The 14,272-nt window shown below is 69.0% G+C and carries 16 protein-coding genes; 12 read left to right on the top strand and 4 right to left on the bottom strand.

Features of this window, described 5'->3' with window-relative positions; all coding sequences use genetic code 11:
- The first annotated feature begins 142 nt into the window (after positions 1 to 142).
- The 4 genes from hrcA to ACFPJ1_RS26715 are packed head-to-tail and all read left to right on the top strand — an operon-like array spanning position 143 to position 3,767.
- The gene (hrcA, locus tag ACFPJ1_RS26730) at positions 143 to 1,162 is read left to right on the top strand and encodes a heat-inducible transcriptional repressor HrcA (RefSeq protein ID WP_380108155.1); all 1,020 of its coding nucleotides are present in this window, start codon (positions 143 to 145) and stop codon (positions 1,160 to 1,162) included.
- A 28-nt stretch (positions 1,163 to 1,190) separates the two neighbouring features.
- Positions 1,191 to 2,336 carry a molecular chaperone DnaJ gene (gene dnaJ / locus ACFPJ1_RS26725; RefSeq protein WP_380108011.1) on the top strand — a complete coding sequence of 382 codons (1,146 nt, stop codon included), beginning with the start codon at positions 1,191 to 1,193 and terminating at the stop codon, positions 2,334 to 2,336.
- A 22-nt stretch (positions 2,337 to 2,358) separates the two neighbouring features.
- On the top strand, positions 2,359 to 3,075 hold the full coding sequence (locus ACFPJ1_RS26720) for a 16S rRNA (uracil(1498)-N(3))-methyltransferase (protein ID WP_380108009.1): 717 nt from the start codon (positions 2,359 to 2,361) through the stop codon (positions 3,073 to 3,075).
- A gap of 56 nt (positions 3,076 to 3,131) precedes the next feature.
- Positions 3,132 to 3,767 (top strand): methyltransferase domain-containing protein, encoded by a 636-nt coding sequence (locus ACFPJ1_RS26715; protein ID WP_380108008.1) that lies wholly within the window; start codon positions 3,132 to 3,134, stop codon positions 3,765 to 3,767.
- Between the two features lie 12 nt (positions 3,768 to 3,779).
- On the opposite strand, the gene ACFPJ1_RS26710 is transcribed toward ACFPJ1_RS26715, so the two are convergent.
- Both ACFPJ1_RS26710 and ACFPJ1_RS26705 read right to left on the bottom strand, forming a co-directional pair.
- Positions 3,780 to 4,907, bottom strand: coding sequence for a Gmad2 immunoglobulin-like domain-containing protein (locus ACFPJ1_RS26710; RefSeq protein ID WP_380108007.1), 1,128 nt, complete (start codon positions 4,905 to 4,907; stop codon positions 3,780 to 3,782).
- The gene (locus ACFPJ1_RS26705; RefSeq protein WP_380108006.1) at positions 4,904 to 5,413 is read right to left on the bottom strand and encodes a SigE family RNA polymerase sigma factor; all 510 of its coding nucleotides are present in this window, start codon (positions 5,411 to 5,413) and stop codon (positions 4,904 to 4,906) included. Before ACFPJ1_RS26705 ends, ACFPJ1_RS26710 begins: the two co-directional genes overlap by 4 nt.
- A 476-nt stretch (positions 5,414 to 5,889) precedes the next feature.
- On the opposite strand from ACFPJ1_RS26705, the gene ACFPJ1_RS26700 reads away from it, so the two are divergent.
- From ACFPJ1_RS26700 to ACFPJ1_RS26675, 6 genes are all read left to right on the top strand, one after another.
- A complete protein-coding gene (locus ACFPJ1_RS26700) occupies positions 5,890 to 6,816 on the top strand; it encodes a PhoH family protein (RefSeq protein ID WP_380108154.1) in 927 nt (308 codons plus the stop codon).
- Complete coding sequence (ybeY, locus tag ACFPJ1_RS26695) at positions 6,813 to 7,292, top strand: rRNA maturation RNase YbeY (RefSeq protein WP_380108004.1); 480 nt, start codon at positions 6,813 to 6,815, stop codon at positions 7,290 to 7,292. The genes ACFPJ1_RS26700 and ybeY overlap by 4 nt, the downstream gene beginning before the upstream one ends.
- 40 nt (positions 7,293 to 7,332) lie before the next feature.
- On the top strand, positions 7,333 to 8,643 hold the full coding sequence (locus ACFPJ1_RS26690; RefSeq protein WP_380108003.1) for a hemolysin family protein: 1,311 nt from the start codon (positions 7,333 to 7,335) through the stop codon (positions 8,641 to 8,643).
- A gap of 80 nt (positions 8,644 to 8,723) precedes the next feature.
- Positions 8,724 to 9,059, top strand: coding sequence for a cytidine deaminase (locus ACFPJ1_RS26685; RefSeq protein ID WP_380108000.1), 336 nt, complete (start codon positions 8,724 to 8,726; stop codon positions 9,057 to 9,059).
- Positions 9,043 to 9,993 carry a GTPase Era gene (gene era, locus ACFPJ1_RS26680; protein ID WP_380107998.1) on the top strand — a complete coding sequence of 317 codons (951 nt, stop codon included), beginning with the start codon at positions 9,043 to 9,045 and terminating at the stop codon, positions 9,991 to 9,993. The genes ACFPJ1_RS26685 and era overlap by 17 nt, the downstream gene beginning before the upstream one ends.
- Entirely contained in the window at positions 9,993 to 10,664 is a 672-nt protein-coding gene (locus tag ACFPJ1_RS26675; RefSeq protein WP_380107996.1) for a GNAT family N-acetyltransferase, read from the top strand. Before era ends, ACFPJ1_RS26675 begins: the two co-directional genes overlap by 1 nt.
- Positions 10,665 to 10,682: 18 nt before the next feature.
- On the opposite strand, the gene ACFPJ1_RS26670 is transcribed toward ACFPJ1_RS26675, so the two are convergent.
- Positions 10,683 to 11,672 carry a GNAT family N-acetyltransferase gene (locus ACFPJ1_RS26670; RefSeq protein WP_380107994.1) on the bottom strand — a complete coding sequence of 330 codons (990 nt, stop codon included), beginning with the start codon at positions 11,670 to 11,672 and terminating at the stop codon, positions 10,683 to 10,685.
- Positions 11,673 to 11,757: 85 nt separating this feature from the next.
- On the bottom strand, positions 11,758 to 12,171 hold the full coding sequence (locus tag ACFPJ1_RS26665; RefSeq protein WP_380107992.1) for a PPOX class F420-dependent oxidoreductase: 414 nt from the start codon (positions 12,169 to 12,171) through the stop codon (positions 11,758 to 11,760).
- Between the two features lie 114 nt (positions 12,172 to 12,285).
- Between ACFPJ1_RS26665 and zwf the strand changes: the two genes are divergently transcribed.
- Both zwf and ACFPJ1_RS26655 read left to right on the top strand, forming a co-directional pair.
- A complete protein-coding gene (gene zwf / locus ACFPJ1_RS26660) occupies positions 12,286 to 13,668 on the top strand; it encodes a glucose-6-phosphate dehydrogenase (protein WP_380107990.1) in 1,383 nt (460 codons plus the stop codon).
- 84 nt (positions 13,669 to 13,752) lie between these two features.
- The gene (locus ACFPJ1_RS26655; RefSeq protein WP_380107989.1) at positions 13,753 to 14,265 is read left to right on the top strand and encodes a methylated-DNA--[protein]-cysteine S-methyltransferase; all 513 of its coding nucleotides are present in this window, start codon (positions 13,753 to 13,755) and stop codon (positions 14,263 to 14,265) included.
- The last annotated feature ends 7 nt before the right edge of the window (positions 14,266 to 14,272 follow it).

Raw genomic sequence — 14,272 nt, 5'->3', positions numbered from 1 at the left:
GACGCGTCCCACGCCGCTACGCGGGAGTAGGTGTCGCTACGGCTCGGTAGACTGGCACTCGAATCGCGGGAGTGCCAAGGGTGCCCTCAGTGGGATGCCCTGCGCTGGGTACCGGTGTCGACGTGGAGAGAGGGTGGTGCACGTGCTGGACGAACGCAAACTGGACGTGCTCCGGGCCATCGTCGAGGACTACGTGGCCACCCACGAGCCGGTCGGCTCGAAGTCCCTGGTGGACCGGCACAACCTCGGCGTCTCCCCGGCGACCGTGCGCAACGACATGGCCGCGCTGGAGGAGGAGGGGTACATCACCCAGCCGCACACCAGCGCCGGCCGGATCCCGACCGACGCCGGCTACCGGCTGTTCGTGGACAAGCTGAGCACCGTGAAGACGTTGTCGCCGGCCGAGAAGAAGGCGATCTCGTCCTTCCTGGCCGGTGCGGTCGACCTGGACGACGTGGTCCGCCGTACCGTCCGGCTGCTGGCGCAGATCACCAGGCAGGTCGCGATCGTGCAGTATCCGACCCTGACCCGGTCCAGCGTGCGGCACGTCGAGGTGGTCACCATGACGCCGCGGCGGCTGCTGCTGGTGCTGATCACCAGCACCGGGCGGGTCGAGCAGCGGATCGTGGAGACCCAGCACGACGTCGACGAGCACCTGATCGCCGACCTGCGCTCCCGGATGAACACCGCGCTGGTCGGCCAGCGGTTGACCGACGCGGCGACCTCGCTGGCGAACGTCACCGAGACCTTCCCGCCGTCCGATCGGCCGCTGGTGGCCGCCATCGTGACGTCGCTGCTGGAGGCCTTCAGCGATGACGGCGAGCAGCGGATCGCGGTCGGCGGCGCCGCCAACCTGACCCGCTACGGCGACGACTTCGAGCGCAACGTGAAGCCGGTGCTGGAGGCGCTCGAGGAGCACGTGATCCTGCTCAAGCTGCTCGGCGAGGCGACGCACCCGCAGACCCTGACGGTGCGGATCGGGCACGAGAACCCGTACGAGGAACTGGCCACCACCTCGGTGATCGCGACCGCGTACGGGTCGAAGTCGGAGGCGCTGGCCACGCTCGGCATCGTCGGCCCGACCCACATGGACTATCCGAGCACGATGGGCGCGGTCCGCGCCGTCGCGCGTTACGTCAGCCAGATCCTGGCCGACTCATGACGACTACCACCGACATTTGGTCTGGAGTATGAGCACCGATTACTACGCCGTCCTGGGCGTCAGCCGTGACGCCTCACCGGACGAGATCAAGAAGGCCTACCGCAAGCTGGCCCGCCAGTACCACCCGGACGTCAACGACTCCGAGGACGCGCACAACAAGTTCCAGGAGATCGGCCGCGCGTTCCAGGTGCTGAGCGACCCGCAGAAGCGGCAGCTGCACGATCTCGGCGGCGACCCCTTCGCCAGCGCGGCAGGAGGGGGTCCCGGCGGTGCCGGCTTCGGCCAGGCGTTCACCTTCACCGACATCATGGACGCCTTCTTCGGCCAGACCGGCGGGGCGACCCGCGGTCCGCGGCCGCGCACCCGGCGGGGCCAGGACGCCCTGATCCCGCTGCGGATCGACCTCGGCGAGGCGGCCTTCGGCACCACCCGCGAGCTGAAGGTCGACACGGCCGTGCTGTGTCCGACCTGTTCGGGATCCGGCGCGGCCGCCGGGTCCGAGCCGGTCACCTGCGACATCTGCCACGGACGCGGCGAGGTGACGCACACCCAGCGCTCGTTCCTCGGCGAGGTCCGGACGATGCGTCCCTGCCCGAACTGCCGCGGCTTCGGTACGACCATCCCGAACCCGTGCGTCGAGTGCGCCGGCGACGGGCGGGTCCGCTCCCGCCGTACCGTCACCGTCAAGATCCCCGGTGGCGTCGACAGCGGCACCCGGGTGCAGCTGTCCGGCCAGGGCGAGGTCGGCCCCGGCGGCGGCCCGGCCGGCGACCTGTACGTCGAGATCGAGGTCGAGCAGCACGAGATCTTCACCCGCAGCGGTGACGACCTGCACTGCACGGTCACGCTGCCGATGACCGCGGCCGCGCTCGGCACCACGATCGACCTGCCGACGCTCGAGGGCGAGACCACTCCGCTGGAGATCCGCCCCGGCACCCAGTCCGGTACGGCGATGACGCTGACCGCGCGGGGTGTTCCCCGGCTCCGGCACGCGGGTCGCGGTGACCTGATCGTGCAGGTGATCGTGGAGACCCCGACCAAGCTGGACGACTCCCAGGCCGCGCTGCTGAAGCAACTCGCCGAGGCACGCGGTGAGGAGCGTCCGCAGGGTCAGGTCCAGGCCGCGCACAAGGGTGTCTTCGGACGCCTGCGCGACGCTTTCGGCGCGCACTGAAAACGCCTACGGCCGCGCGACGATGGGACTCGCCGTCTTCTACCTGCCTGACCTGTCCGGCTCCGAACTGGTGCTGGACGGCGGCGAGGGTCGCCACGCGGCCGTCGTACGACGGATCGCACCGGGCGAGCGGATCCGTCTGACGGACGGGCGCGGGTCCTTCGCGGAAGGGTCGGTGACGGCTGCCTCCAAGACCGGGCTGACCGTCGCCGTGGATCACCGCGGCGAGGTCGCTCCGGCGAGCCCGCGACTGGTGGTCGTCCAGGCGCTGCCGAAGGGGGAGCGGGCGGAGCTCGCGGTGGAGATGCTGACCGAGGTCGGCGCGGACGTGGTGGTCCCGTGGAACGCGGAGCGCAGCCAGTTCCGCGCCAATCCCGAGCGGGTGGCGAAGACGCTGACCAAATGGCAGGCCTGGGCCTTCGAAGCCAGCAAGCAGTCCCGGCGCTCGTGGTTCTGCGAGGTGGCGCCGATCGCCTCGACCGCGGAGGTCGCCGAGCTCGTCGGAACAGCCGGCCTTGCGGTGGTGCTGCACGAGGAGGCGAAGGTGCCGTTGGCGTCTCTGGAGGTCCCGGCCGAGGGCGACGTCGTCATCGTCGTCGGTCCCGAGGGCGGCATCTCGCCCGCTGAGCTGGAGGCTTTCGAGGTGGACCCGGTCCGACTCGGCGACTCCGTCCTGCGAACCTCCACCGCCGGCGTGGCCGCCGCGGCAGCACTCCTCGCCCGCTCCCGCTGGACCTGACTCACCGCAGGGAACTGACCCACGTTGGACTCGCGCTGGTATCGAGGAGGACCTGGATGGATTCGACGGACTGGCTGGAGTGGCACACGCCGTACGAGGACGAGACGTCCGACCTGAGCGGTCGGCTGAGATCGGTCCAGCGGAGCATCCGTGCGCATCTCGACGCCCGGCCGGACGGCCCGATCCGTTCGATCAGCGCCTGCGCGGGCCAGGGCCGCGATCTCATCGAGGTGCTCGCGACCCATCCCGCCCGCGACCGGGTAACTGCTCGGCTGGTCGAGCTCGACCCCCGCAACGTCGCGGTCGCCCGCGCGGCAGCCACGGCCAACGGCCTGACCAGCGTCGAGGTGATCGAGGGTGACGCGGCCGCGATCGACAGCTACGCCGACGCGGTACCGGCCGACCTGGTGCTGTTCTGCGGCGTCTTCGGCAACATCGTCCCGGCGGACGTAGAACGCACCGTCCGTGCTCTCCCGCAGCTGTGCACCCCGGGCGCGACGGTCATCTGGACCCGCGGCCGCCACGAGCCCGACCTCCGCGACACCATCCGCGCCTGGTTCACCGACGCTGGCTTCGAAGAACTCTCCTTCGACGCCCCCGACAACGTCGGGTGGTCAGTCGGCACCAACCGCCTCACCACGGCCCCCCACCCCCTCGAACCAGGCCGGACCCTGTTCACCTTCACCCACTGAACCGCTCGACGGCTACTTCACGAAGATGATCTTCGAGTCGGTGTCGGTGATGTGGCCGTCTTCGCCGGAGAGCATGAAGACTTCGAGTTGCCACTCGCCTGGGGCGAGCTTGGTGGTGAACGTGAACGGGGAGAACTTCTGGCCCTCCTTGGTGTTCGTGTAGTTCTTCACGACCGTCTTGGTCTTCAGGTTGGTCGCCTGCCAGTTCACCGTGGCCTCGTACGCCGCGGCGGTACCGCGCACGGTGACCGGGCTCCGGACCGTCGCCTTCTGCTCGGGAGACTCGATCCACACCAGCGCCTGGACGTCCATTGCCTGAGCGCGGCTCAGCGGTTGCCCGGACAAGGTCTGGCCGAACAGCTCCCGGGTGGCTCGCCCTTGCTCGGTCACCAGGATCTTCCTGCTGGAGTCACCGAGCACGGCCTGCACCGTGTAGACGAGTTGCTGGGTGGCGATGTTCGCAGCGGCCGGGTCGAGCTTCGCCCGCGGCAGCAGCTTGAAGTCGACCGTGACGAGGTCGTCGTCGGACTTCGTCACGGAGCTGACGACCGAGCCGATCCAGGGCGAGTAGTAGTCCGGGTCGGAGGCCTTCTCGCTGGTCATCGTCCGGACCGCCTCCAGGGTCGGCTGACCGCTGATCCAGGTGAAGGTCCGGTAGAGCCGCACGCCGGCCCCGGTGTCGTTTCCGACGGTCTTGCCGACCCAGTAGACCGGGACCGCCCTGGCCTTGACCTCGGGCTCGGGGACGCCGGCTGTCTTCGGGGGCTCGGTGGACGAGTTGACCGTCTGCGACGGCTTGGCGGACGGCATCGAGGTGGGTGGGGCCGACGGGCTGGCGGAGGCCTGGGTGCTCGGCTCGATCGTCGCGCTGGCCGTCGTGCTGGGACTTCCGGCGACCTCGGGCTGGTCGGCGTTCCGGGTGTTGTCGTCGAGCACCGCGAACGCGCCGATCGCCGCGGCAGTGCCGACCACGGCGGCGCCGACGGTGAACGCCCAGGGCCTCCGGTTGACCGGCTTGCGCTGGTCCCGGACGCGGGCCTGGATCTCGTGCAGTCCGTCAGCCGGCTCGATCCGGTCGGCCTCCTCGGCCAGTGCCCGGCGCATCAGCTCGTCGAACCGGTCGTCAGGGTGATCGTTCATAAGCTCTGCTCCAGGACCTGGCGCAGCGATTTCGTCGCCCGCGCGGCATGGCTCTTCACGGATCCCCGGCTGATCCCCATCGTGTCGGCGATCTCCGCCTCCGAGAGATCCCCGTAGTACCGCAGCACCATCACGGTGCGTTGCTTCTCCGGCAGCGTCCGCATCGCCTCGATCACCCTGTCCGTCTCCGCGGTCCGCAGTACCGCCTGCTCCGCGCTGGGCTCGTCCGGCAGCGTGCGTGGTGTGTGCTTGTCCACCACCACCAGGTGCCGCTGCCGGGACCGGCAGCGGTTCACCACGGCGGTGCGCAGGTAGGCGAGGGCCTTGTGCGGGTCGCGCAGCCGGTGCCAGCGGCCGTGCATCGCCACGAAGGCGTCCTGCACGATCTCCTCGGCCGCGCCGGTGTCACGCAGCAACAAGGCGCCGAGGCGGACCAACGACGTGTAGTGCGCCGTATAGACAGCCGTCAGCGCCTCGTCTGCATCCCACGAGGACTCATGTGCCACGCACTCGTCATACACCACAGCCGGTTGTGCCACGTGACAGAGACGCGGAGGCGGCGTTCCAGGTTGACAACATCTCTGACCCCCCACCAGATGGTCGGCGAGGCAGGATGAGGCAGCACGGCGGGAGGACTCGGTTTACGAGGGGGACCCGACAGCTCGTGCAGTCACTCCACGTGTTCACGCCCGGGTATCTGGTCGGAATCCACGACGGGAGGAACACCCACGCCGACGAGTTCGACTTCCCCCGGTGCGGTCCCGGCGGGGGCTCGCCGGGGGTGCGCGGCGGTTTATCGGGTGGTGCTGTCGGAGCGGGCGGCTAGCATGGTCGGACACGAACACCCCGGCATCAGGAGGAAAGGCTGTCCAGGCCACGCAGTATCGAGCCGTCGCACCCGACTGCGGCGCGCGCTGACCGCAGCGCAGCAGACGCAGGTCACAAGGCGTCCCACAAGATCGTCGTGCCGAACAGCATCGACATGGTGGCCCTGCTCGGAGCCCGGGACGAGTTCCTCCGGATCGTCGAGAAGGAGTTCGACGCGGACATCATGGTCCGCGGCAACGAGATCACGCTGAACGGCGAGCCGGCCGAGCTGGCCCTGGCCGAGCGGCTGATCGACGAGCTGATCGCGGTCGTGCGGACCGGCCACGGGCTGACCGCGGACTCGGTCGAGCGCAGCATCGCGATGATCAAGGCCGCCACGGTCGAGAGCCCCGCGGACGTGCTGACCCAGAACATCCTGTCCAGCCGTGGCCGCACCATCCGGCCGAAGACGCTGAACCAGAAGCGCTACGTCGACGCCATCGACAAGAACACGATCGTCTTCGGCATCGGCCCCGCCGGTACCGGCAAGACCTACCTGGCCGTCGCCAAGGCCGTGCAGGCGCTGCAGGCCAAGGAGGTCAACCGGATCATCCTGACCCGGCCGGCGGTCGAGGCCGGTGAGCGGCTGGGATTCCTGCCCGGCACCCTGTCGGAGAAGATCGACCCGTACCTGCGGCCGCTGTACGACGCGCTGCACGACATGCTCGACCCGGAGTCGATCCCGCGGCTGATGACGGCCGGCACGATCGAGATCGCACCGCTGGCCTACATGCGCGGCCGGACCCTGAACGACGCCTACATCATCCTGGACGAGGCGCAGAACACCTCGCCGGAGCAGATGAAGATGTTCCTCACCCGGCTCGGCTTCGGCTCGAAGATGGTCGTCACCGGCGACGTCACCCAGGTGGACCTGCCGACCGGGACGAACTCGGGGCTGCGCGTGGTCCAGGACATCCTGGAGGGCGTCGAGGACCTGACCTTCTGCCGGCTCACCTCGCACGACGTCGTCCGGCACAAGCTGGTCGGGCGGATCGTCTCGGCGTACGAATCGTTCGAAAGTGACGCTGAGCTCAAGAGATGAACGTAGAGGTCAACAACGAGTCCGGCGTCGAGATCGACGCACACGGGCTGATGCGGCTGAGTCGCTTCGTGATGTCGTCGCTGCGCCTGCACCCGGAGTGCGAGCTGTCGATCAAGCTGGTCGACGAGGACACGATGGCGCGCTACCACGTCGAGTTCCTGGACCTGCCGGGACCGACCGACGTGATGTCGTGGCCGATGGACGAGCTCCGGCCGGGCACTGGAGACTCAGAGGACGACTCTGATGCTCCGCTCGGCCACCTCGGTGACATCGCGCTCTGCCCGACGGTCGCCGCCGCGCAGGGCGCGAAGGCCGGCCACGGCACCTGGGCCGAGCTCGAACTGCTGACGGTGCACGGCATTCTGCACTTGCTCGGCTACGACCACGCCGAACCGGCCGAGAAGGCAGAGATGTGGGACGTCCAGGGCCGCCTGCTGGAAGCATGGCGTGCACCGGGAAACAGTCTCGGACAGTGACACCCAGGGACTCACAGGCTCGGACAGGGATGATTCCCCAGTGACCTACGACGACGGCGTTCTGCTGGTAGTGGCCGCGGTGCTGGTGCTGCTCGCGGGCCTGTTCGCCGGCGCCGAGGCCGCGCTCTCGTCGTACTCGAAGGTGCGGGCGAACGAGCAGGTCGAGCAGGGCAACCTGCGCGCGGTGAAGCTGCGCGACCTGTTGTCCGACGCGCCGCGCTACCTGAACACGCTGCTGTTGGTCCGGCTGACCTGCGAGATCACCGCGATCGTGCTGGTCACCCAGGCGCTGTCGAACGTCTTCACGGTGACCTGGCAGCACATCCTGATCACCTCGGTGGTGATGGTCGTCGTCTCGTACGTGATCATCGGCGTCGCTCCCCGCACGCTCGGCCGGCAGCACTCCGACCGGTTCGCGATCCTCTCGGCCGGCCCGATCATGGCGCTGACCAGCGTGCTCGGGCCGCTGCCGAAGCTGCTGATCCTGATCGGCAACGCGCTCACGCCGGGCAAGGGCTTCGCGGCCGGCCCGTTCGCGACGGAGGCCGAGCTGCGGGCGCTGGTCGACCTGGCCGAGCAGTCGTCGGTGATCGAGTCCGGCGAGCGGCGGATGATCCACTCCGTCTTCGAGCTGGGCGACACCATCGTCCGCGAGGTGATGGTGCCGCGGACCGACATGGTCTACATCGAGCGGCACAAGAAGCTCCGCCAGCTCACCTCGCTCGCACTGCGCAGCGGCTACTCGCGGATCCCGGTGATCGGCGAGTCGCTGGACGACATCCTCGGGGTGGTCTACCTGAAGGACGTGATGCGCCGCGTCTACGACAACGCGCAGTCGGAGTCGACCGAGCGGGTCGAGTCGGTGATGCGGCCCTGCATGTACATCCCCGACTCCAAGCCGGTCGACCAGCTGCTGCGCGAGATGCAGGCGGCCCGGATGCACGTCGCGATGGTCGTCGACGAGTACGGGGGCACCGCCGGCCTGGTCACCATCGAGGACATCCTGGAGGAGATCGTCGGCGAGATCACCGACGAGTACGACGAGGCGCCGGAAGCGGTGCAGGCGTTGTCCGACGGGGCGTACCGGGTCTCCAGCCGGTTCCCGATCGACGAGCTCGGCGAGCTGTTCGGCGTACCGCTGGACGATGACGACGTCGACACCGTCGGCGGGCTGATGGCGAAGCTGCTCGGCAAGGTGCCGATCCCCGGCGCCCAGGTCGAGATCGAGGGCCTCGGGCTCTCGCTCACCGCGGAGCGGCCGTCCGGTCGCCGCAACCAGGTCGGTACCGTGCTGGTCCGGCGCGGAGAGCTCGCCGACCAGTCGCAGGACAGCAACCACCAGACCGCCTGACTCCCAAGACCGCCGATACCCAGACCGCCGACACCCCAGACCGCTGACACCCATGACCGCGATTCCGAAGGATGTGACCTTTGTCCGCTGACCTCCCGGCCGAGGACGCCAAGCTCGTCACCCTGGCGCGTGCCGCCCGGGCCCGCACCCGGGCCGCGGAGGGCGCCTCGGTGCGCGACACCGACGGCCGCACGTACGCCGCCTGCACCGTGCAGCTGGACACCGTCCGGCTGAGCGCGTTGCAGCTCGCGGTGGCGATGGCCGTATCGTCAGGGGTGCAGGGGATCGAGGCCGCCGCGGTGGTCACCGAGGCCGATGAGGTCGATGTCGAGGTGGTCCGCTACTTCGGCGGCGCCGCTCTTCCGGTAGTCGTTGCCAATGGCAACGGAGAGGTTCGTGATGTCGTCCACACCTGAGCAGTCCCCGGCGACCGGCGGCGAGTTCCGCTCCGGTTTCGCCTGTTTCGTCGGCCGGCCGAACGCGGGCAAGTCCACCCTGACCAACGCGCTGGTCGGTCAGAAGATCGTGATCACCTCGTCGAAGCCGCAGACCACCCGGCACGCGGTCCGGGGCATCGTGCACCGCCCCGACGCGCAGTTGATCCTGGTCGACACCCCCGGTCTGCACAAGCCGCGCACGCTGCTCGGCGAGCGGCTGAACGACGTGGTCAAGACGACCTGGGCCGAGGTCGACGTGATCGGGATCTGCCTGCCGGCCAGCGACAGGATCGGCCCAGGCGACCGGTTCCTGGTCACCGAGGCCGCCAAGGTGGCCAAGACCCCGAAGGTGGCGCTGGCGACCAAGGCGGACCTGGTCTCGCCCGAGCGGATGGTCGAGCACCTGTCCGAGATCCAGACGCTGGGGGAGTCCGTCGGCATCGAGTGGGCGTCCGTCGTCCCGGTGTCGGCCACCTCGGGGTACCAGGTCGACACGGTCGCCGACGAGCTGGTGAAGCTGCTGCCGGCCGGCCAGCCGCTCTACCCGGACGGCGACGTCACGGACGAGCCTGAGGAGATCCTGGTCGGCGAGCTGATCCGCGAGGCCGCCTTGGAAGGCGTCCGGGACGAGTTGCCGCACTCGATCGCCGTCACCATCGACGAGATGGGTCTGCGCGAGGACCGTCCGGACGACAAGCCGCTGCTCGACATCTACGCGAACATCTACCTTGAGCGGGACAGCCAGAAGGGCATCGTGATCGGGCACAAGGGCGCCCGGCTGCGCGAGGTCGGCGCGAACGCCCGCCGCCAGATCGAGGCCCTGCTGGGGACACCGGTCTACCTCGACCTGCACGTGAAGATCGCGAAGAACTGGCAGACCGACGCCAAGCACCTCCGCAAACTCGGCTTCTGATGGACGTGCCGATCAACCCGGCGTACCACGCGCTCGCCGGAGCGCACGCCGGTCTGGCCGAGGTCAAGGGGCGGGCCCGTCGCTACCCGGCGGAGGTGGCGCCCTTCCTCGGGCTGCCGGATGACGTGACCGACCAGGACTGGGCGGACGCGGCGGCGCTGGTCGGCACCGGGAACAGCGCCGCGCTGATGCGCCCGAAGCTGCCGGTTCCCGATCCCTTCGAGGTCGTCCGCCTCTTCGACGTCGTGCAGCTGGTGGCGCCGGAGTCGTTCGGCGCCGTCGACCCGGATGCCGTCGGGCTCGGTCCCGACGACCTCGCGGACATGGTCGCCCTGGCGGCTCTCACCGACCCGGGGCCGTTCCGGTCCCGGTCGATCGAGCTGGGTGGGTATCTCGGCCTGCGTCGTGGTGGCGACCTGATCGCGATGGCCGGCGAGCGGTTCCGCCCGCCCGGGTACGTAGAGATCAGCGCCGTCTGCACCGATCCGAGGTACCGGGGTCAGGGGCTCGCCGGCCGGCTGACGCGAGCGGTTGCCGCCGGCATCGAAGCCGAGGGCAACCGCCCGTTCCTGCACGCCAGTAGCACCAACGTCAACGCCATCCGGCTCTACGAGAGCCTCGGCTTCACCGTCAGCAACCAACTGTCGGTCACCGTTGTCGAGCCGCTCTAGCAACTCGGAGCAGCGCCGTCAGAGCGCCTTCTGGTAAGACATCGCGCGGGCGACGATGCGGTAGCCGAGCTGCTCGTTGATGGCGATCATGTGGTTGTTGGACTCGGCGTTCCACGTGTCCAGCTGCGCCAGCGCCGGTTCGGCCTCGCGCATCCAGAGCAGCATCCCGGTCTTCACCAGCGCCCCGAGGCGGTGACCCCGGTGTGCCCGGTCGACCGCGGTGTCGTGCTGCTCGCCGATGTGCGGACGCTCCCGCTCCACCGTGACTGTCGAGTGCCCGGCCAGCGCTCCGGTGGCGCGCTCGCGGGCGATCACCCGGTACACGGTCCGCTCGTGCGCGAGTTGGGCCTCTTCGTAGGCGCGCAACCGCTCCGGGCTGAACTCGTCGTCCTCGATATCGAGGTCGTCCTTCGGCGCATCGTTGATCGAGGCGGTCAGCGCGACCATGTCCTCGAGCATCTCCTCGGGCAGGCGACCGGTCACCCGGACCAGCTCGTAGCCGGATGATGCCCGGACCGCCTCGTCGTACAGCCTCTGTACGACGGTCCAGTCGAGGCCGGCGATGTCTTGCCGCCGGTTCACCTCGATCGCCTTGCGCTCGAACCCGTGCCGCCGGGCGAACGCGTCCGCCTTCGGCAGGTCCCACTGGCTCAGGCCCATGGAGGTCCGCCCGGCGCCCCGCGCCAGTTCCTCGGCGTACCCGACGAGCTCTCCGCCGATGCCGCGGCCACGGTGATCGGGATGGACGTCCACCCCGCACCACGCCAGGTGGGTGTTGTCGTAGGTCGGCAGGTGGACGGTGACCTGGCCCACCAGGACGCCGTCATCGTCGCGCGCCAGATAGGCCTTGCCGGGGTTGCCGTCCCAGCCGTACTTCAGGTGGGCCGCGTAGCCGCGTGGGGTCGGCTGCAACGACTCTGGGCAGTCAACCTTCTCGGCGGCGGTCATCAACGCCACGGCGTCCGCACACCCGACCTCGTCGTCGGGGGAAAGTCTCTTAGTGTCCACGAGCACAGGGTGGACCAGAACAGGCGATCACGGCGAGTCATTTACCGCCGGTGAAGAAGTTCCTGGCCCCTGCCGGCGTCGCTGCTCAGCCGGCCATGCCGTACAGGTGGTCGATCGTCATCGTGAACAACAGCCGCCGATCGGCCACCATCGCCCGCCGGTAGTCGTCCCAGTCGGGGTGCTCGCCGGCCGCGTCCCGGTAGTAGGTGACCAACTGCTCGACCACCTCGTCCTGCTCGTCCGCCGCCACCGCGGTCAGCTCGGCCTTACCCTCGACCACCACGTACGACCGCCCGCGCGGCCCGTTCACGTACAGACTCGCCCGCGGATCGCGCCGCAGGTTCCTGGTCTTCGCCCGGTCGTCGGTCAGCGAGATCCTGATCAGCTCCCCGTCGTACAGGTAGGTGATGTTGGACAACTGCGGGCGCCCGTCCCGCTTGATGGTGACCAGTACACCCAGCCCACTGCGCCCGAGAGTGCCAAGAAGATCTGAAGTCATGCCCCAAGCCTAGGAATCCGGCCAAATGGCTCGTGGGCGGAGTGAATATCTCAGGGCCGATCGCTGTTGTAACCCGAGGCGGTACCGCCTTGAGTTCGAATCGGAAGGTTGTCAATGAGTACCCGCAGTGATGCGTTGGTCATCTTCGGCGTCACCGGAGACCTGGTTTCCAAGAAGCTGTTTCCCGCCCTGTACCAGTTGGCCCGCCGCGGCCGGCTCGGCGTACCGGTGGTCGGTGTGGCTCGATCGGCCTGGGATGACGAGCAGCTGGAGACGGCCGCCCGGAAGTCGATCGTCGAAGCCACTGGTGGAGACGTCGACGAGGACGCGTGGCGCGAGGTGGCCGGGGCGTTGAGCCTGGTCACCGGCGACTACACGGATCTCGCGACCTATCAGCGGATCGCGCAGCGGCTGGAGACGGCCGAGCGCCCCTTGTTCTATCTGGCGATCCCGCCGACGGTGTTCGGTGACGCGATCACCGGTCTCGGCGCTGCCGGTCTCGCCGCGCGCGGCCGGGTGGTCGTTGAGAAGCCGTTCGGCCGCGATCCGCAGTCGTCCCGGGAGCTCGACGCGATCCTCCGGTCGACCTTCGACGCCGAGCGCATCTTCCGGATGGACCACTACCTCGGCAAGGAGGCGGTCGAGAACCTGCTGGTACTGCGGTTCGCGAACGCGTTGTTCGAGCCGTTGTGGAACCGCGACCACATCGCCAGTGTGCAGATCACGCTGGCCGAGGAGTTCGGCACGCAGGGCCGCGCCGGGTTCTACGACCAGGCCGGCGCGATCCGCGACGTCGTGCAGAACCACGCGCTCCAGATCGCCGCTCTGCTGGCGATGGAGCCACCGGTGGCCGACGGCAACGATGCGTTCCGGCAGGCCCAGGTGGCCGTGCTCCACCAGATGCGCGCGATGACCACGGACTCGACCGTGAGAGGCCAGTACGCGGGCTACCTGGACGAACAGGGCGTCGCACCGGATTCCACCACCGAGACCTTCGTCTCCACCCGGCTGACGATCGACTCCCCTCGCTGGGAGGGCGTGCCGTTCTACCTGCGAGCCGGTAAGAGCCTGCCCGGTACTGCGACCGAGGTGGTCGTCGAGCTGAAGCAGCCGCCGCGCGGGTTGATCCCGAGCCACCTCGAGGTGCCGGACGCCAACCTGCTGCGCTTCCGCCTCGGACACGACAGCGGCGTCGCGATCGCCGTACAGGCCAAGACGCCCGGACCGCGCACGGAGAGCCAGCCGATCGACCTGCTCGTCGACTTCGCCACCGCCCTCGGCCCGCAGCAGGAGGCGTACGAGCGACTCCTCGACGATGCCATGGACGGCCGTCCCGAGCGGTTCGTCCACGAGGCCCTGATCGATGAGCAGTGGCGGATCGTCGAACCGGTCCTCGACCTCCCCGACCAGCCCACCTCGTACGAGCGCGGCACCTGGGGTCCGTCGGTCGACGACACCACCTGGCACTCGGTCCACCTGCAGAACAAGCGCCGCTAGCTGCCTATGACCCAGAAGCCTCACATCTTCGCCGGCTCGGACGTTCAACAGGTGAGAGCTGATTCGAGGAGAGGATTCGAGGTCATGAACAACCGCCACGCGGTGGTCGAGACCGAGTTGGGCGAGCTCACCCTGGTCGCGTCGGACGGCGCGCTCACCGGTCTGTACTTCCCGCACCACTGGGTCAAGCCGGAGCGCGCGCAGCTCGGCGAAGAGGTTGCCGTCGACACCGATGTGCTGCTGTCGGAGGCGGCGCGCCAGCTCGCGCAGTACCTGGCGGGCGAGCGCACCACCTTCGACCTGCCGATTGAGCTCGCGGGCGATGAGTTCCAGCGGCAGGTCTGGGCTCTGCTGGACGAGATCCCCTTCGGCGAGACCACGACTTACGGGGAGCTCGCGGAGCGGTTGGGCGACAAGTCGCTGGCCCAGGTGGTCGGCCAGGCGGTCGGGCACAACCCGGTCTCCATCATCGTGCCCTGCCACCGGGTCGTCGGGAAGGACGGCAAGTTGACCGGCTACGCGGGCGGCCTCAAGCGCAAGCAGAAGCTGCTGGAGCTCGAGGAGCCGGAGGCAGTCAGGTCCGAGCGCCTCTTCTGACGACCGT

Source organism: Kribbella qitaiheensis (assembly GCF_042657745.1).
GTDB classification, from domain to species: domain Bacteria; phylum Actinomycetota; class Actinomycetes; order Propionibacteriales; family Kribbellaceae; genus Kribbella; species Kribbella qitaiheensis.
The sequence above is the reverse complement of the archived record's forward strand: the minus strand, read 5'-3'. Positions and strand labels throughout refer to the sequence as shown.

Bases quoted from the DNA above. Each gene is read 5' to 3' on its own strand.
- zwf (WP_380107990.1), top strand. From the start codon at position 12,286: ATGAGTACCCGCAGTGATGCGTTGGTCATCTTCGGCGTCACCGGAGAC.
- ACFPJ1_RS26665 (WP_380107992.1), bottom strand. From the start codon at position 12,171: ATGACTTCAGATCTTCTTGGCACTCTCGGGCGCAGTGGGCTGGGTGTA.
- ACFPJ1_RS26720 (WP_380108009.1), top strand. From the start codon at position 2,359: ATGGGACTCGCCGTCTTCTACCTGCCTGACCTGTCCGGCTCCGAACTG.
- ACFPJ1_RS26655 (WP_380107989.1), top strand. From the start codon at position 13,753: ATGAACAACCGCCACGCGGTGGTCGAGACCGAGTTGGGCGAGCTCACC.
- era (WP_380107998.1), top strand. From the start codon at position 9,043: ATGTCGTCCACACCTGAGCAGTCCCCGGCGACCGGCGGCGAGTTCCGC.
- ACFPJ1_RS26715 (WP_380108008.1), top strand. From the start codon at position 3,132: ATGGATTCGACGGACTGGCTGGAGTGGCACACGCCGTACGAGGACGAG.
- ybeY (WP_380108004.1), top strand. From the start codon at position 6,813: ATGAACGTAGAGGTCAACAACGAGTCCGGCGTCGAGATCGACGCACAC.
- ACFPJ1_RS26700 (WP_380108154.1), top strand. From the start codon at position 5,890: ATGGTGGCCCTGCTCGGAGCCCGGGACGAGTTCCTCCGGATCGTCGAG.
- dnaJ (WP_380108011.1), top strand. From the start codon at position 1,191: ATGAGCACCGATTACTACGCCGTCCTGGGCGTCAGCCGTGACGCCTCA.
- ACFPJ1_RS26710 (WP_380108007.1), bottom strand. From the start codon at position 4,907: ATGAACGATCACCCTGACGACCGGTTCGACGAGCTGATGCGCCGGGCA.
- ACFPJ1_RS26675 (WP_380107996.1), top strand. From the start codon at position 9,993: ATGGACGTGCCGATCAACCCGGCGTACCACGCGCTCGCCGGAGCGCAC.